This is a genomic window from Stenotrophomonas sp. YJH_SMC_16, from assembly GCF_059367875.1.
In genome coordinates this window covers 1-16,523 of sequence record NZ_JCAFRH010000013.1, presented here as the reverse complement: position 1 = coordinate 16,523, position 16,523 = coordinate 1, and the positions used below count along the sequence as shown (strand labels likewise).

Annotated in this window: 12 protein-coding genes and 1 riboswitch; of the genes, 7 read left to right on the top strand and 5 right to left on the bottom strand. The window is 67.0% G+C overall.

Annotated features, from left to right (window positions below; translation table 11 throughout):
• Nucleotides 1-230 precede the first annotated feature (230 nt).
• A complete protein-coding gene (locus tag AC5P6E_RS20075) occupies nt 231-2,354 on the top strand; it encodes a methyl-accepting chemotaxis protein (protein ID WP_010482791.1) in 2,124 nt (707 codons plus the stop codon).
• Nucleotides 2,355-2,492: 138 nt separating this feature from the next.
• Here AC5P6E_RS20075 and AC5P6E_RS20070 read toward each other — a convergent pair whose 3' ends face one another.
• Together AC5P6E_RS20070 and AC5P6E_RS20065 are read right to left on the bottom strand one after the other, a co-directional pair.
• Nucleotides 2,493-2,987: a hypothetical protein gene (locus tag AC5P6E_RS20070; RefSeq protein ID WP_010482792.1), complete on the bottom strand. Its 495-nt coding sequence runs from the start codon at nt 2,985-2,987 to the stop codon at nt 2,493-2,495.
• Between the two features lie 22 nt (nt 2,988-3,009).
• On the bottom strand, nt 3,010-5,100 hold the full coding sequence (locus AC5P6E_RS20065; RefSeq protein ID WP_019338663.1) for a catalase: 2,091 nt from the start codon (nt 5,098-5,100) through the stop codon (nt 3,010-3,012).
• A gap of 114 nt (nt 5,101-5,214) precedes the next feature.
• Here AC5P6E_RS20065 and AC5P6E_RS20060 point away from each other — a divergent pair, with 114 nt between their 5' ends.
• The 3 genes from AC5P6E_RS20060 to AC5P6E_RS20050 all read left to right on the top strand — a co-directional run bounded on the left by AC5P6E_RS20060 (nt 5,215) and on the right by AC5P6E_RS20050 (nt 7,938).
• Nucleotides 5,215-5,937: an AraC family transcriptional regulator gene (locus AC5P6E_RS20060; RefSeq protein WP_019338662.1), complete on the top strand. Its 723-nt coding sequence runs from the start codon at nt 5,215-5,217 to the stop codon at nt 5,935-5,937.
• A gap of 82 nt (nt 5,938-6,019) precedes the next feature.
• Complete coding sequence (locus AC5P6E_RS20055; protein WP_043399061.1) at nt 6,020-7,387, top strand: amino acid permease; 1,368 nt, start codon at nt 6,020-6,022, stop codon at nt 7,385-7,387.
• Nucleotides 7,388-7,527: 140 nt separating this feature from the next.
• Nucleotides 7,528-7,938, top strand: coding sequence for a VOC family protein (locus AC5P6E_RS20050; RefSeq protein ID WP_005418291.1), 411 nt, complete (start codon nt 7,528-7,530; stop codon nt 7,936-7,938).
• 92 nt (nt 7,939-8,030) lie between these two features.
• Here AC5P6E_RS20050 and gcvP read toward each other — a convergent pair whose 3' ends face one another.
• A complete protein-coding gene (gcvP, locus tag AC5P6E_RS20045; RefSeq protein ID WP_019338660.1) occupies nt 8,031-10,898 on the bottom strand; it encodes an aminomethyl-transferring glycine dehydrogenase in 2,868 nt (955 codons plus the stop codon).
• A 62-nt stretch (nt 10,899-10,960) separates the two neighbouring features.
• Nucleotides 10,961-11,063: riboswitch (glycine riboswitch) on the bottom strand.
• Between the two features lie 301 nt (nt 11,064-11,364).
• Between gcvP and AC5P6E_RS20040 the strand changes: the two genes are divergently transcribed.
• The 3 genes from AC5P6E_RS20040 to AC5P6E_RS20030 all read left to right on the top strand — a co-directional run bounded on the left by AC5P6E_RS20040 (nt 11,365) and on the right by AC5P6E_RS20030 (nt 14,105).
• Nucleotides 11,365-12,591, top strand: a complete 1,227-nt coding sequence (locus AC5P6E_RS20040) for a multidrug effflux MFS transporter (protein ID WP_010482798.1) — start codon at nt 11,365-11,367, stop codon at nt 12,589-12,591.
• Nucleotides 12,592-12,732: 141 nt separating this feature from the next.
• Nucleotides 12,733-13,629: a siderophore-interacting protein gene (locus tag AC5P6E_RS20035; RefSeq protein ID WP_019338659.1), complete on the top strand. Its 897-nt coding sequence runs from the start codon at nt 12,733-12,735 to the stop codon at nt 13,627-13,629.
• A gap of 83 nt (nt 13,630-13,712) precedes the next feature.
• Nucleotides 13,713-14,105 (top strand): hypothetical protein, encoded by a 393-nt coding sequence (locus AC5P6E_RS20030; RefSeq protein WP_019338658.1) that lies wholly within the window; start codon nt 13,713-13,715, stop codon nt 14,103-14,105.
• Nucleotides 14,106-14,226: 121 nt separating this feature from the next.
• Here AC5P6E_RS20030 and AC5P6E_RS20025 read toward each other — a convergent pair whose 3' ends face one another.
• Together AC5P6E_RS20025 and AC5P6E_RS20020 are read right to left on the bottom strand one after the other, a co-directional pair.
• Entirely contained in the window at nt 14,227-16,191 is a 1,965-nt protein-coding gene (locus tag AC5P6E_RS20025) for a M2 family metallopeptidase (protein WP_241875326.1), read from the bottom strand.
• A gap of 231 nt (nt 16,192-16,422) precedes the next feature.
• Complete coding sequence (locus tag AC5P6E_RS20020; protein WP_495231278.1) at nt 16,423-16,515, bottom strand: hypothetical protein; 93 nt, start codon at nt 16,513-16,515, stop codon at nt 16,423-16,425.
• Nucleotides 16,516-16,523 lie beyond the last annotated feature (8 nt).

The following is a 16,523-nucleotide window of genomic DNA, read 5'->3' as shown; positions in this document are numbered from 1 at the left end:
TCTCCGGCAGATGGCAGCTCCACCCTGCCCGGAGAGGCTGCGCAGCCCCCGTGAAAGCAACCTGATGCCGGCATGAGCAGTGCGGTCCCGGCGGGCGGTTGGACCTTGCCGCAGAAGCGCGGCGCGTGGCCTCACCAAGGTGAACGGCTGCCGACGCGCGTGCGTGTTGCCGATCAAGATTGCCGGTGGCACGGCCGATAGGGGCGCATCCCCCCGTTTTGGATGTACCGATGAACTACTTGAGGAATGTCAGGGTTGCCTGGCGTCTTGGGCTGGGCTTTGGCCTGTTGCTGCTGCTGGTCGCCGCCGTGGTGGCCACCGGCGCCACCGCCAGTGTCGTGCAGAAGCGCGCGATGCAGCAGGTGGTCGACGTCAGCGTGGCCAAGGTGCGCCTGCTGTCGCAGATGCTCGATGCCAACAACCAGATGATGGTGGTGCGCCGTGAAATGCTGATCCGCCAGGGCGAAGCGCGCGACAGCGACGAGCAGCGCATCGCCGATCTGGTCAAGCGCTATGAGGCCAGCTGGACCGCCTATCAGGCACTGCCGGGTGATGCGGAGGGCAAGGCCATCGCGGAAACCATCGCGGCCAAGCGCGCCATCGCGCGCCCGCTCAACAAGCAGACCAGCGAACTGATGGAGCAGGGCGACTACCCGGGCGCCGTGGCGCTGACCCTGGGCCCGGTGCAGGAAGCGGCCAATGGCTGGAACAAGGCGCTGTCCGACGGCGTGGACTTCGAAGAGAAGGAAAGCCGCGATGCAGCCGCCGAGGCGATCAGGCTGGGCGAGCGCAGCCTGCTGCAGCTGCTGGTGCTGGGCGGCGTCGCACTGCTGGTCGGCATCGGCGCCTCGGTGATGATCGGCCGCAGCCTGACCGGCCCGCTGGCCCGCGCGGTGAACCTGGCCGAACGGCTGTCCAAGGGCCAGCTGGACCAGGAGTTCCGTCTGGGTGGCCGTGATGAGCTGACCCAGCTTGGCGAGGCGATGGCCAGCGTGCGGCAGAGCGTGCAGGCGGCGATCGGCGCGCAGCTGCAGATGGCCGAACAGCATGAGGCGGGCGCGATCCGCTATCGCATGGACGCCAGTGCGTTCCCTGGCGATTTCGGCCGCATGGTGCAGGCGACCAACAGCCTGGTCGAATCGCACGTGCAGGTGGAACTGCTGATGGCTGAAGTGATGCAGCGTTACGCCATCGGTGACCTCAGCCGCGACCTGCCGGACTACCCGGGCGAGAAGGGCACGCTGACCCGCACCCTGGCCGCGGTGAAGCGGAGCCTGATGGCGATCAACGCGCAGATCGATGAACTGGCCCGCGCCGCGCGTGCCGGTGATTTCAGCATGCGTGGCGATGCCACTGCGTTCCAGTTCCAGTTCAAGGCGATGGTCGAGCACCTCAACGGCATGATGGCCAGTTCGCAGTCCAGCATTGCCGATGTCTCCGACGTGCTGCGCGCGATCTCGCACGGCGACCTGACCGCACGCATGGATGGCGAGTACGACGGTGTGTTCGCCCGCATGCGCGACGACGCCAACACCACCACTGCGCAGCTGACTGGCATCGTGCGGGGCATCCAGGTGGCTGCCGACAGCATCAACAACGCGGCGCAGGAACTGGCCGCCGGCAACAACGACTTGTCGCGCCGCACCGAGCAGCAGGCCGCCAATCTGGAAGAAGCGGCCGCATCGATGGAGGAACTGACTTCCACCGTACGCCAGAACGCCGAGCTGGCACGTCAGGCCGACAGCGAAGCGCATGCCGCCGGTGCCGCGGTGCGCGAGACCGAGCAGGCGATGGCACAGATGGCATCGGTCATGGGCGAGATCGATCAGTCGTCGGCTCGCATCTCGGAGATCTCCACGGTGATCGACGGCATCGCGTTCCAGACCAACATCCTGGCGTTGAATGCTGCAGTGGAAGCTGCGCGCGCAGGCGAGCAGGGCCGTGGTTTTGCCGTGGTCGCCAGCGAAGTGCGCACGCTCGCGCAGCGTGCCGGTGTCGCCGCCAAGGAAATCAAGGAGCTGATCGAAGACGCCGCTGCCAAGGTGAAGAGTGGCCTGGCGGTGACCGTTGAATCGGAGGCCGCGATCGCGCGCGTGGCCCAGGCCAGCTCGCGCACCACCCAGCTGATGAGCGACATCGCAGCGGCCAGCAAGGAACAGGCCGCCGGCATCGAGCAGGTCAACCAGGTGGTGGTGCAGATGGATCAGGTGACCCAGCAGAACGCGGCCCTGGTGGAAGAAGCCACTGCGGCGAGCCGCGCGCTGGAAGAACAGGCGCATGCGCTGACCACGTCGGTGGCGGTATTCAAGGTGGAAGGCGCGGCGGTCTCTGCTGTGCCCCGTCGCGCAGCCTGAGCGGGCAGTGCAGCGACAGGAATACGGCCGCCTTGAGCGGCCGTATTTCGCTGGAAGGAGCCCGTCTACTGCTGAAGGCCGTGCTGACGCAGCCGAAGTTGCCGCATGGATGAGGACGCTCCCCCCCTGACCGACGCTTCAGGCGCGCGCACGCGTACGCGTACGCGCAGCTTTCTTCGCCGCCGCCTTGCGCACGGTCTTCTTCGCGGCCCGCGTCTTGGCTGCCTTCTTTGCGGCGGCGCTCCGCGAGGCGGCCGTACCCGTCTTCCTGGCCGCAGCCTTCTTCGCCGTCTTCTTTGTGGCCTTCTTTGTCGCGGTCTTGCGAGCCGGTGCCTTCTTCGCCACCGCCTTCTTCGCAGGTGCCTTCTTCGCTGCCGTCGCCTTGGTCGTGGCCTTCTTTGTGGCCGACTTCCTGGCAGGCGCCTTCTTGGCAGCCTTCTTGCTGGTCGCCTTCTTCGCGCCCTTGCGGGCACTGCCGCTACGTTTGCCGCCACCGTCCTGCTTGTTCACGGTGGCCCAGGCAATGCGCTCGGCGGTGCCTTCACTCGCGCCGCGATCACGTTCGCTTTCCTCGATGTGCTCGGCCTGGCGCTTCTGTTTCTCGGTATATGCGGATTTGTCACCACGGGGCATGACGGATCTCCTGTCGTAGTAGTCAGGCCAGCAGGCGCAGCTTCGGTTCACGCGCCCATTGGCGGGTGGCGGCCGCCGCCAGGAAGGCCTTGGCGTCTTCCGCTTCGACGATGCCGGCATCGTTGCCGACCCGCGCCGCCTTCAGCAGCGTCTGGCCGCCTGCGTCGCTGGCGATGGCCTTCAGGTGCGCCCACGCCTGGCTGACGAATTCGACGGCTGCACTCTCTTTCGACAAGGCCTTCGCGGCTTCCGGGCTGAGCACCACGGCCACCGCATCGAACACAGCCGATGGCGTGCCCGCCAGTTGCCCATCCGCCGCCTGCATCGCCCCATCGCTCAGCGTGGCGCCGCCTACTTTGGGCGCGACCAGCTTCACGTCTGCACCCGCCTTCCGGGCCGCTTTGCTCAGGCTGGCCATCACGCGCGCGTCGGAGCCCTCATCAAACAGGATGCCGATGCTGCGCCCTTGCAGGGTGGGCTTGTTGCGCCCGATCACGCGCACCTCGGGAGCGGCAGGCATGTCCTGCACCGGCGTGGCGGTCGGCGCGGGGTCGGGCAGTGCAGGCAACGCGAGCCCATCAGCTACGCGCTGCGCCAGTGATTCGTCGATGTTGCGCAGGTGGCTGACGGTACGCTCCCGCACCTTCAGCGTTTCCACCTTGGACAACTCGAACACCAGCGCCGATGCCAGGTGCGCCTGCTCCGGCTTTTCCAGGCTGCGGAAGAACATGCGGGCTTGGCTGTAATGGTCGGCGAAACTCTCCGCGCGGGTGCGGCCCTTGCGGCCATCGTCGGCGCTGGCATGGCTGCGGAATCCGGCAGGCGTCTCGCGCGGGGTGTCCTCCTGCAGCGAACTGGGATCGTAGGCCACCCGGCCCTTGGGCACCTGCATCTGCATGTGGCCGTCGCGCTGATGATTGGCAAACGGGCACTTGGGCGCATTCACCGGGATCTGGTGGAAGTTCGGGCCACCCAGGCGCAGCAGCTGGGTGTCCAGATAGGAGAACAGGCGCCCCTGCAGCAGCGGGTCGTTGCTGAAGTCGATGCCCGGTGGCACGTTGGCCGGGCAGAACGCCACCTGCTCGGTCTCGGCGAAGAAGTTGTCCGGCCAGCGGTCCAGCACCATGCGCCCGATGACCTGCAACGGCACCAGCGATTCGGGAATGATCTTGGTCGGGTCCAGATGATCGAACGGGAATGCGTCGGCCTCTTCTTCCGTAAACAGCTGCACTCCCAGCTCCCATTCGGGAAAGTCGCCGCGCTGGATGGCCTCGAACAGGTCGCGGCGATGGAAGTCATTGTCGGCTGACTGCAGCTTCAGCGCTTCGTCCCAGACCGTTGACTGGACGCCCAGCTTTGGCCGCCAATGGAACTTGACGAAGGTCGACTCGCCCGCCTCGTTCAGCAGGCGGAAACTGTGCACGCCGAAGCCTTCGATCATGCGCAGCGAGCGCGGAATGGCACGGTCGCTCATTGCCCACATGATCATGTGCATCGACTCGGGCATCAGCGAAATGAAGTCCCAGAAGGTGTCGTGGGCCGAGGCGGCCTGCGGGAAGGCACGGTCCGGTTCCATCTTCACTGCGTGCACCAGGTCCGGGAATTTCATGGCGTCCTGGATGAAGAACACCGGAATGTTGTTGCCGACCAGGTCCCAGTTGCCCTCCCTGGTATAGAACTTGACCGCGAAGCCGCGCACGTCGCGCGGGGTATCCACCGAGCCTGCGCCACCGGCCACGGTCGAGAAGCGGGTGAATACGGGTGTCTTCACCCCTACCTCGGTCAGGATGCGCGCGCGGGTATGGGCGGCCAGTGACCGGGTCAACTCGAAGTAGCCATGTGCTGCGCTGCCACGTGCATGCACGATGCGCTCGGGAATGCGTTCGTGATCGAAGTGGGTGATCTTTTCACGCAGGATGAAGTCCTCCAGCAGCGTGGGCCCCCGAGGCCCCTGTCGCAGGGAGTTCTGGTTGTCTGCCACCGGGATGCCCTGATCGGTGGTCATCACCGGATGGCTGCCCCCGGCCTGCTGGTGGAGCTCATCGCCATTGCCCCGTGGGTGGCTTTCGGGCGGGGTGGTTGCGCGCTTGCCGGTCGGCTTGCTGGCGGCCATGGAGGGTGGCTCCGGATCGTCAAAGGGAACCACGACACTGGAACCGAGCCCGTTAAACCCCGGTCCGGCAAAGGTGAACGTACGGGCAAAAGCGGGCTCGGGTATGCTTGCCGCATGCGAGTCGAGCCCGCCGACATCGAAGCCTTGTTCGACGCCATCCCGGACGTGCTGTTCTTCATCAAGGACCGCCAGGGGCGGTACACCCACGTCAACCAGACCATGCTGCGACGGCTGGGCCTGCGCGCGCGCAAGGACGTGATCGGGCGCACGGCGGCCGAGATCTACCCGACCGGCCTCAGCGCGGACTATGTCGACCAGGATGCCCGCGTGCTGTCCGGCGAGGTGATCGAGAACCTGATGGAGCTGCACCTGTTCGCCAACCGCGAACCGGGCTGGTGCCTGACCTGCAAGCGCCCGCTGCTGGTCGATGGCGCCATCGAGGGCCTGATCGGCATTTCCCGCGACCTCGGCCAGAAGGACAGCCTCGGCACCCAGTACGAGCAGCTGCGGCTGGCGCTGGCCCACCTCAACGCGCACTACGCCGAGAACGTGCGCATGCAGACCCTGCTGGACATCACCGGCTTTTCGCTGTCCAAGCTGGAGCGCAGTTTCCGCAAGGTGTTCCAGATGACCCCTCAGCAGGTGCTGACCCGGCTGCGCATCCAGATGGCCATGCACCTGCTGCACGGCGACGACAGCATTGCCTGCATCGGCCAGGCCTGCGGCTTCAGCGACCAGAGCGCCTTTACCCGCAAGTTCAAGGCTGAAACCGGTTTCTCGCCGCGCGCCTACCGCGCCCGCATCGGCGGCAGTGTCGGCGAGCCAGCGCTGGCCTGAGCCGCCTGCTGCGCTGTGCCTATCCCCGCAGGCATGGGACAGGGTAAGGTGTCGCCCCTGTAGCCCGCCGCCAGCCCCGCCGATGCCCAACTCGATTCCGACCGCTTCGCCGTCCCGCCTCGGGCATTCGCTCAAGCCCCGCCAGCTGATCATGATGGGCCTGGGCAGCGCCATCGGCGCCGGCCTGTTCCTCGGTTCGGGCGTGGGCGTGCAGGCGGCCGGTCCGGCAGTGCTGGTGTCGTATCTGGTCGCAGGCGCGCTGGTGATCATCGTGATGAACGCACTTGGCGAGATGGCGGCGGCCAAACCGACCAGCGGCGCGTTTTCGGTGTATGCGGCCGACGCCATGGGCGCCACCGCCGGTGCCACGGTCGGCTGGTTGTGGTGGGTGCAGCTGGTGATCGTGATCGCCGCCGAGGCGGTGGGCGCGGCCGGGTTGCTGGCCACGGTCTGGCCTGCGGTGCCGGTACCGATGGCAGCGCTGGCCTTCATGCTGTTCTTCACCGCGATCAACCTGCTCGGGGTGAAGAACTTCGGCGAGTTTGAGTTCTGGTTCGCCATCCTCAAGGTCGCGGCGATCCTGGCGTTCATCGCCATCGGCGTGGCGCTGCTGATGGGCTGGCTGCCGCAGGTGACCTCGCCGGGCTTGAGCAACTTCACCGAACATGGCGGCTTCGCACCCAAGGGTCTGGCCGGTATCGGTGCCGCGCTGCTGGTGGTGGTGTTCGCCTTCGGTGGTACCGAGATCGTGGCCGTTGCGGCGGCGGAGACCGAAGATCCGGAGCGCAGCATCGCCCGTGCCATCCGCACCGTGGCGTGGCGCATCCTGGTGTTCTACATCGGCTCGCTGAGCGTGATCATCGCTGTGGTGCCGTGGACCAGCGAGGCGCTGAAGTCGCCGTTCGCCGCCGTGCTGGATATCGCCCGTATTCCGGGTGCCGGCACTGCCATCACCCTGATCGCGGTGATCGCGCTGCTGTCGGCGCTCAATGCCAACCTCTACGGCGCCTCGCGCATGATGTACTCGCTGGCGCAGCGCCGTGAAGCGCCGGCCGTGCTGGGCTGGACCGATCCGCGCCAGGTGCCGGTGATCGCCGTGCTGGCCAGCGTGCTGTTCGGCTTCGCCGCCACGGTGATGGAACTGCTGTTTCCGGACCGGGTGCTGCCGGTACTGCTGAACATCGTCGGTTCCACCTGCCTGCTGGTGTGGACGCTGTCGCTGGTCTCGCAGCTGGTGCTGCGCCGCCGCGCCGATCGCCTGGGCACTCGCCTGCCGTTCCGCATGGCCGGTTTCCCGTGGCTGACCTGCTGCGCGCTGGCGATCCTGGCGCTGATCTTCGGCCTGCTGCTGAGCGAGGCGCACACCCGCCTGCAGTTCCTGTCGATGGTGGCGCTGACCGCCACGATCGCCGCTGGCAGCGCCATCGCGCGGCGCATGCGCGAGGCGTGATTCTGTAGAGCCGTCCCTACGGTCGGCTGCTGTTCGCGCGGCCGCCAGCCGAGCATGGGCTCGGCTCTACAGCAGGCATACATCCGCCGTGCCATCCTGATCGCGTGGGCCGCCAGCGGCCCGTCGACCGGGAGTACCGCATGCTGCGCAGCCGTCCTTTCCTGATGTTCACCGGCCAGGCTGAGGCCGCCCTGGCCCTGTACGCCGAAGCCTTCGCCGATTTCCGCCTGCTGGCCCTGCAGCGCCACCCCGAGGGCGCCGGTGCCGGTGTGCCCGGGCAGGTCCGCCAGGCCATCTTCCTGCTGGGCGGCACCCACTACCTGTGCTTTGACAGCCTGGACGTGCACGACTTCACCTTCAGCCCGTCGATCTCGCTGTTCGTCGAGTGTTCCGGTGCCGAGCAGTTCGAGCGCGCCGCGCGTGTGCTGGGCGAGGGCGGCCACTGGTTGATGCCGGTGGGCGACTATGACTTCAGCAACCGCTACGGCTGGGTGCAGGATCGCTTCGGCGTGTCGTGGCAGTTGAGCCTGGGGCAGATGCCGGACCCGTGATCGGATGTTTGTGGGTGTGGACTTTGGTCCACACACCCTCATGAAAACGGCCCGCTTGCGCGGGCCGTTCTCTTTACCGATGCAGCGAGTAATCAAGCCTCGACTTCATCATCCTTGTAGGCATCGACCGGAATGCAGGCGCACATCACGTTCTTGTCGCCGTACACGTTGTCCACGCGCGCCACCGGCGGCCAGTACTTGCTCTGCTTCAGGCTGGCCAGCGGGAATGCAGCCAGTTCACGCGGGTAGGCGTGGGTCCACTCGCTGGCGGTCACCGCGGTGGCGGTGTGCGGCGCGTTCTTCAGCGGGTTGTCCTCGCGGTCCAGGCGGCCGTCTTCGATCGCGGTGATCTCCTCGCGGATCTGGATCATCGCGTCGATGAAGCGATCCAGCTCGTGCAGCGATTCGCTCTCGGTCGGCTCGACCATCAGCGTGCCAGCCACCGGGAAGCTCAGGGTCGGGGCATGGAAGCCGAAGTCGATCAGGCGCTTGGCCACGTCCTCGGCGCCGATGCCGCTGGTCTTCTCCAGCGGGCGCACGTCCAGGATGCACTCATGCGCCACCAGGCCGTTGCGGCCGGTGTACAGGGTCTTGAAGTGCGGTGCCAGGCGCTTGGCGATGTAGTTGGCGTTGAGCTGCGCGACCTGGGTGGCCTTGCGCAGGCCTTCGCGGCCCATCATCGCGATGTACATCCAGCTGATCGGCAGGATCGAGGCGCTGCCGAAGCTGGCCGCGCTGACCATGCCGACCGGGCCGTTGTCACCCAGCTTGCCCGGCAGGAACGGCGCCAGGTGCTCCTTGACCGCGCACGGGCCAACGCCCGGGCCGCCACCGCCGTGCGGGATGCAGAAGGTCTTGTGCAGGTTCAGGTGCGAAACGTCCGAACCCCACTTGCCCGGCTTGGCCACGCCGACCAGGGCGTTCATGTTGGCACCGTCGGTGTACACCTGGCCGCCGTGCTTGTGGATGATCTCGCAGATCTCCACCACCTCTTCCTCGAACACGCCGTGCGTGGACGGGTAGGTCATCATGATCGCGGCCAGGCGGTCGCTGTACTTCTCGGCGTTGAGGCGGATGTCCTCGACATCGACGTTGCCGTTGGCATCGGTCTTGGTCACCACCACCTTCATGCCGCACATCTGTGCCGAAGCCGGGTTGGTGCCGTGTGCCGAATCCGGGATCAGGCAGATGTCACGGTGATCTTCGCCGCGCGAACGGTGGTAGGCGCGGATCGCCAGCAGGCCGGCGTACTCGCCCTGCGCGCCGGAGTTCGGCTGCAGGCTGACCGCGTCGTAGCCGGTGCATTCGACCAGCATCGCTTCCAGCGTGTCGATCAGTTCCTTGTAGCCCAGCGCCTGGTCGGCCGGCACCAGCGGGTGGATCTGCGAGAACTCCGGCCAGGTCACCGGGATCATCTCGGCGGTGGCGTTGAGCTTCATGGTGCACGAGCCCAGCGGGATCATCGTGCGGTCCATCGCCAGGTCCTTGTCGGCCAGCGAACGCAGGTAGCGCAGCAGTTCGTGCTCGCTGTGGTGGGTGTTGAACACCGGATGGGTCAGGAACGCGGACTGGCGCAGCAGGCCGGCCGGCAGCGCGTCGGCGGTGCTGGCATCCAGCGCGTCGACGTCCAGCGAAGCACCGAACACTGCAGCCACGGCGACGATGTCGGCGCGGGTGGTGGTCTCGTCCAGGCTGATGCCGACCGAGTCGCTGTCAATCGCGCGCAGGTTGTAGCCGGCGGCGCGGGCCTTGGCATGGATCTCATCGGCGTGCACGCCGGTGACATGCAGGGTGTCGAAGAAGTCGCCACCAACCTGCACGCCGGCATTGCGCAGCGCTGCGGCCAGGATCGAGGCCAGGCGATGGGTGCGGCGGGCAATGCGGGTCAGGCCTTCCGGGCCGTGGTAAACGGCGTACATCGAGGCCATCACCGCCAGCAGCACCTGCGCGGTACAGATGTTGGAAGTCGCCTTCTCGCGGCGGATGTGCTGCTCGCGGGTCTGCAGGGTCAGGCGGTAGGCCGGGTTGCCCTGGGCATCGACCGAAACACCGATCAGGCGGCCCGGCATCGAGCGCTTGTAGGCGTCACGGCAGGCCATGAAGGCGGCGTGCGGGCCACCGAAGCCGAACGGCACGCCGAAACGCTGGCTGTTGCCGACCACGATGTCCGCGCCCCATTCGCCCGGGGCGGCCAGCAGGGTCAGGGCCAGCAGGTCGGTGGCCACGGCCACCAAGCCGCCGCGTGCGTGCACGGCATCGACCAGCGCCTTGTAGTCGCCCACCTGGCCGAAGGTATCCGGATACTGCAGCAGCAGGCCGAAGGCTTCCGCTTCCAGCGCTTCGGCCGGGGTGCCGACGCGCAGCACGATGCCCATGGGCTCGGCGCGGGTACGCAGCAGTTCCAGCGTCTGCGGATGCACGGCGTCGTGCACGAAGAAGGTGTCCGACTTGGACTTGGCCGAACGCTTGGCCAGGGTCATCGCTTCAGCAGCGGCGGTGGCTTCGTCCAGCAGCGAGGCGTTGGCGATTTCCATGCCGGTCAGGTCGGCGCACAGGGTCTGGAAGTTGATCAGCGCTTCCATGCGGCCCTGCGAGATTTCCGCCTGGTACGGAGTGTAGGCGGTGTACCAGGCCGGGTTTTCCAGGATGTTGCGCAGGATCACGTTCGGCGTGTGGGTGCCGTAGTAGCCTTGGCCGATGAAGCTGCGCAGCACGGTGTTCTTGTCGGCGATCGCACGGATCTTCGCCAGTGCCTGTACTTCGGTCATCGACTCCGGCAGCGCCAGCGGTGCCGGCGACTTGATCTTGGCCGGTACGATGGCATCGGTCATGCCATCCAGCGACGCGTGGCCGACGACATCGAGCATCTGCGCGATCTCGGCGTCGTTGGGGCCGATGTGGCGCTCGACGAACGCGTTGTGGTGCTCGAGCTCACGCAGGGAAGGGGTGTTCTGGGACATGGCGAAGGATCCGTCAGGAAAGGGCACACGCACGGGCACAAGCCGCCGGTCGGCGGTCTGCGGGGCGCCCCTCTGTCCTTTTGCCTGAGAGTTTAAAAGCGCGGAAAACCGCAGCTTCGTGCCCCTTCGGCGCCGGATCGAACCGGTCTCTCCAGAGTTGTGTTACGGGTGGTATCGGGCCTGAGCGATTACGGGCGTTGCGCCTTCGGCAGCGGTGTTCCGCTTCTCCCACCGTGTTGCCCGCCGATTATAGCCCGTTGCGGGCCCGGCCAGCGGCCGCCGGTCGGTGCCGCCGCGCCTGAATGGCCGATGGCCCGGCCGTGCGTTTTGTGCAGTGCTGCATGGCATCAGGCGCAATCCCCACCTATGATGGGCGGATACCCGAATTCATCTGGCGCCGTCCCCGTTGTTGCGGGACCGGCGCCCGCCGTGCGTGCCCCGCATGGCCCTGCCGGACGCTTCCTCCATGACCGCCGCTGTTGCCCCTTCCACCCGCCGCATGGCCCTGCTGCTTGCCGGCCTGGCCATGTTCGGCCCGTTCTCGATCGACACCATCTTCCCGGCGTTCCCGCAGCTGGCCCAGCGCCTGGCGGTGGACGAAGTGGCGGTGCAGCAGACCATCAGCGTGTACCTGCTGTTCTATGGCCTGATGAGTCTGGCGCACGGCCCGCTGTCCGATGCCTGGGGCCGCAAGCGGGTGATCCTGGGCGGCCTGGTGGTGTTCGTCGGCGCCTCGGTCGGCTGCGCGCTGTCCACCGACCTGTCCACGCTGCTGGCGTTCCGCGCGCTGCAGGGCCTGTCGGCGGGTGTCGGCATGATCGTCGGCCGCGCGGTGATCCGCGACCTGTACCACGGCCACGATGCCCAGCGGCTGATGAGCCAGGTGTCGATGCTGTTCGGCATCGCTCCGGCCATCGCACCGATCATCGGTGGCTGGATCCTGCTCAGTGGCGCCGGCTGGCCGCTGATCTTCTGGTTCCTGGTGGTGTTCGGGCTGGTGCTGTTGGCGGCCACCGCGCGCTTCCTGCCGGAAACCCATGCGGTCGAGGCACGGGTGCCGCTGTCGCCGCGCGTGCTGCTGCGTGACTACGTGCGCATCGGCTTCAACCCGCGCTTCCTGCGCCTGGCGCTGGCCGGCAGCATCGGTTTCGGCGGCATCTTCCTGTACATCTCCTCGGCACCGGTGTTCGTGATGCAGCACCTGCACCTGGGCGAGGGCGGTTTCGCCTGGTTGTTCATCCCCACCATCGGTGGCATGACCACCGGCTCGTTCCTGTCCGGGCGCATGGCCGGGCACACCACGCCCACACGCCAGGTCGCCATCGGTTTCAGCCTGTGCGCGCTGTCGGCGCTGCTGAATGTCGGCTACGTGGCGCTGTCGCCGCAGTTCGTGCTGCCGTGGGCGGTGCTGCCGATCTTCCTGGGCGGCATGGGCATGGCCCTGATCTTCCCGATCCTGGCCTTGGCGGTGCTGGACATGTACCCGCACCAGCGCGGCCTGGCCTCGTCGCTGCAGGCCTTCGTGCAGCTGATGATCAGCACCGTGGTGGCCGGCGTGGTGTCGCCGCTGCTCAGTGCCAGCCCGCTGCACCTGGCGCTGGGCCAGGCCGCGTTCTTCGGCGCCGGATTCGTTTTCTGGTACTGGGAACACCAGCGTGAACGCGCGGCGCAGGCAGCCTGCACGGGCCATTGAGCAGCGCGCAGGGGTAGGGCAGGCCGCGATGCCCGTAACGCTTGCGGCGAGCAACGACCGGACTAGGCTGGGGACTCCAGCCAGCCGGTGCGTGGATGCACGACAGCCAGCCGATCCGATGTCGTTGCATGAGGTTCCCCCATGGCTGCGCAGCAGACCTATCGCCTGTTCGAGGTGGCGCTGAAGGAGCGCCGCGTTCTTTCCCCTTCCCTGGACCGCATGGTGTTCACTGGTGCCGACGTGGCGCGGATGAAGACCGAAGGCCCGGACCAGCGCATCAAGGTGTTCTTCCCCTTGCCCGGCCAGGACGTGCCGCAGGTGCCCAGCGGCGAGGACTGGTATCCGCGCTACCGGGCGCTGCCGGACGACCAGCGCCCGCCCATGCGCACCTACACCATCCGCCACCTGCGCGCCGAGCAGGGCGAGGTCGACGTTGATTTCGTGCTTCATGGCGAGACCGGGCCGGCCTCGCGCTGGGCCATCCACGCGCGACCGGGCGACCGCGTAGTGCTGCTGGCCCCCGATGCCGACTGTGCCGACAGCAGCGAAGGCTGGGAATGGAAACCGCCGGCGGGAGTCGGCCAGGTGCTGCTGGTGGCGGATGAAACCGCGCTGCCGGCGGTGGCCGGAATTCTTGAGGAACTGGCGGCCATGGTCGACCCACCGCGCACGCTGGCGCTGCTGGAGGTGGCGCAGGCCGGTGATGCGGTGCACCTGAAGGCGCCCTCCAGCGCCGAGCTGGTCTGGCTGCCGCGCGGGCAGGCCGCCTACGGACAGCCGTTGCTGCAGGCGGTCCAGGCGCGGTTGGCAGCGACCTCGAGCGTGGCTGCCGGCGATGCGCTGGAGGAGATCGACGTCGATACGCAGATCCTCTGGGAGCAAGCTGATACCCGCGTGGCCGGTCCGCTGTATGCCTGGGTGGCGGGTGAGGCGGGGGCGGTGATGGCGATCCGCCGCCACCTGGTGCGCGATTGCGGGCTGGACCGCCGCGCGATCACCTTCATGGGCTACTGGCGGCATGGCAAGGTGCTGGACTGACCTGACTGGATCGAGCACGCGTGAAGCAGCGCTGCGGGCGGGGTGCGCTATCCTTGCGCCCCCCTTCGCAGCGGTACCGCACCATGTCCACCAGTTCCAAGACCCGCCGCGACCAGCGCCGTCGCCAGGAAAAGCAGGCCGCCAACAAGGCCGCCGCGCAGGCGTCGCCGGTGGAACCGCATGCCGAACTGCGCGATGCTCAGCGCACCCTGCTGGCCGGTGTCGTGCGCCGCGACGGCGAATGGGTGCTGGGCATGGACGGCCGAATCGCGGGCCACAGCGAGAGCGCTGCGCAGGTGCTGGCGCTGATCATGCAGGCCGGTGAGCTGCACGAGCGCAATGGCACGCCGGTGCGCCTGATGTACTCCGATGCACTGCGCGATGCTGCACAGGCCGAAGCGCAGGAGAAAGGCCAGACCTTCGAGGAATTCAAGGCCGAGCTGGCCGCGGCGATGGCGGCGAAGAAGAACAGCTGATCCGCCGTGGGTAGCGCCGGGCCATGCCCGGCGAGCGCAGCGGTGCGATGAAGAGCCGCCGGGCATGGCCCGGCGCTACCGGAAACATCAGGGGCGGATCCTCGCGGACCCGCCCCTTTTCTCATTTTGCTGCCGGGGCCGCGTTGGCCTGCCAGCCGCACATCTGGCCTTCGTTCTGCTGCTTCAGCCACTCGTTGACCGGGGTGAAGTACTCGATCATCGGGCCGGCATCGAGCTTGTCGGCACCGGTCAGTTCCTTCAGCGTGGCCTGCCACGGCTGGCTGGCACCCTTGCTCAGCATCGCCCAGTACTTCTGGCCGGCTTCCTTGTTGCCGTAGAAGGTGCACTCATGCAGCGGGCCCTTGTAGCCGGACGCGTCGCACAGGCCCTTGTAGAACTGGAACTGCAGGATGCGCGCCAGGAAGTAGCGGGTGTACGGGGTGTTGCCCGGCACGTGGTACTTCGCGCCCGGATCGAAGAACTCTTCGCCACGGGTGCTGGCCGGCGCCACGCCCTGGTACTTGGCCTTCAGGTCCCACCACGCCTTGTTGTAGTTGTCGGCGGTGATCGAGCCATCGAACACGCCCCAGCGCCAACGGTCGATCATCAGCCCGAACGGCAGGAACGACACGCCCGACAGCGCCATGCGCATCTGGTTGTTGATGACCGCCTCGCGGCTTTCGGTCGGCGCATCGACCAAGCCGATCGAGCTGAGGTACTTGGGCGTCATCGCCAGCACGATGGTGTCGCCGATTGCTTCATGGAAGCCATCGTTGGCACCGCCCTGGAACAGCGGCGGCAGCGGGTTGTAGGCCAGGTCGTAATAGATGTGGCCCAGCTCGTGGTAGATGGTGGTGAAGTTCTCTTCGTTCGGCTTGATGCACATCTTGGTGCGCACGTCGCCTTCCATGTTCATGTCCCAGGCGCTGGCGTGGCAGACCACGTCGCGGTCGTCAGGCTTGATGAACTGGGTCTTTTCCCAATAGGACTGCGGCAGCGACGGCATGCCAAGCGACACGTAGAAGTCCTGCGCGCGCTCGGTCATCTGCTTGGCGGTACGCAGTTCGGCCTCACGCTGCGCCTTGTACTGGGCGGCCACGTTGGCGTCCTTGCCGGCCTTGGCCAGCGCCGCGCTCAGGTTGGTCTGGTACTGCTTTTCCAGCGCTGCGGTGATGTCCAGGCTGCCAGCGCCCGGATACGGTTCCAGCTGGTCCCACAGGTTCGACCAGTCCTGCTGCCACATGTTGCCCAGCAGGTGCGCGGCGATCAGGCCGTTGCCCACTTCGGCCTTGTCCTTGCCGTAGGTCTTGTCCAGCTTGCCGCGTGCGTAGCAGTGCAGCTGCTCGTACATCGGCTTGACCTGTTCCCACAGGCGATCGGTTTCCGGGCCGATCTGCTCCGGCGGCATGTCGTAGCCGCTGCGCCACATCTGGCCGGCATCGGTGAAGCCCATGCCCTTGGCACCTTCGTTCACCAGGCCGACGAACTTCTGGTAGTCGCCGCGCATGCTCTTGGTGGTGCTGTGCCACCCCTGCCAGGCGTCGAGCTGCTTGTCGTAATCGCGGCTGCGTGCCAGCACCTGTTCCAGCTCGCCCAGCTGGCGGCAGGAGTTGGGATCGTTGGCGTCGGTGCAGTACTTGCCGGCACCGTAGCTGCCTTCCATGCGGGTGGCGATCTGGGTCAGCTCGGCCAGCTTGGCCGGATCGCGCGGCGCCGGCATCGAGGACATCAGTTTCAGCAGGTGGATCGCGCGCTTGCTGTCCTCGCTCATCGGCTTGCCATCGAACTTGGCGGCCTGCTCGATCCAGCTGTTGAGCTGGGTCAGCGAGCGCTCGTTGGCCTTGGCCGCGATGCGTTCGGAGTCACTGTTGATGTAGGTGGAGGACAGCCACTGCGCCGAGGTCATCTCCGGGTAGGCGGCCTTGAATTCGGCATTGATGCGGGCCACGAACTGGTCGGCGGTTTCGCCGGCCGGGGCGCTGCTGCTGGCGGTATCGGTGCCTGGGGTGGGTTCCTTCTTGCAGGCGGCCAGGGCCAGCGTGGCGGCGGCGACAGCCGAGGCCAGCAGGAGATGACGGTGTTTCACGGGCGGTCCTTGGGTGGTGAACGACGGCCGAAGGCTAGTGGGCCGTCGCTGCCACCGCAAGTGGCGGAAGTCGGCCGGGCGGCGCCCGGCACCCGCAGAGGCCTTCGAGCAACGGCAAAGCCGAAGCAACAGCAACAGCGGACTATCCGTGGTTTGGCGGGGCGGGTCCGGTTGCGGGGGGCGCCGTAAATCTGTGGTGGTCAAGTATTTTTGGACACTCCCAAAGGGAGTTCAGGCCACCTGCTCTTCACAAAGCGCAGGTGGCACAAGGCCGTTGGCACTGTGCGGCCGACGGTGGTTGTACCAGTCCACGAATTGCTCGATGTCTGCTG

Coding starts and splice junctions, on each gene's coding strand:
- AC5P6E_RS20060 (WP_019338662.1), top strand. CDS start 5,215: ATGCGAGTCGAGCCCGCCGACATCGAAGCCTTGTTCGACGCCATCCCG.
- AC5P6E_RS20055 (WP_043399061.1), top strand. CDS start 6,020: ATGCCCAACTCGATTCCGACCGCTTCGCCGTCCCGCCTCGGGCATTCG.
- AC5P6E_RS20030 (WP_019338658.1), top strand. CDS start 13,713: ATGTCCACCAGTTCCAAGACCCGCCGCGACCAGCGCCGTCGCCAGGAA.
- AC5P6E_RS20065 (WP_019338663.1), bottom strand. CDS start 5,100: ATGGCCGCCAGCAAGCCGACCGGCAAGCGCGCAACCACCCCGCCCGAA.
- gcvP (WP_019338660.1), bottom strand. CDS start 10,898: ATGTCCCAGAACACCCCTTCCCTGCGTGAGCTCGAGCACCACAACGCG.
- AC5P6E_RS20070 (WP_010482792.1), bottom strand. CDS start 2,987: ATGCCCCGTGGTGACAAATCCGCATATACCGAGAAACAGAAGCGCCAG.
- AC5P6E_RS20050 (WP_005418291.1), top strand. CDS start 7,528: ATGCTGCGCAGCCGTCCTTTCCTGATGTTCACCGGCCAGGCTGAGGCC.
- AC5P6E_RS20035 (WP_019338659.1), top strand. CDS start 12,733: ATGGCTGCGCAGCAGACCTATCGCCTGTTCGAGGTGGCGCTGAAGGAG.
- AC5P6E_RS20040 (WP_010482798.1), top strand. CDS start 11,365: ATGACCGCCGCTGTTGCCCCTTCCACCCGCCGCATGGCCCTGCTGCTT.
- AC5P6E_RS20075 (WP_010482791.1), top strand. CDS start 231: ATGAACTACTTGAGGAATGTCAGGGTTGCCTGGCGTCTTGGGCTGGGC.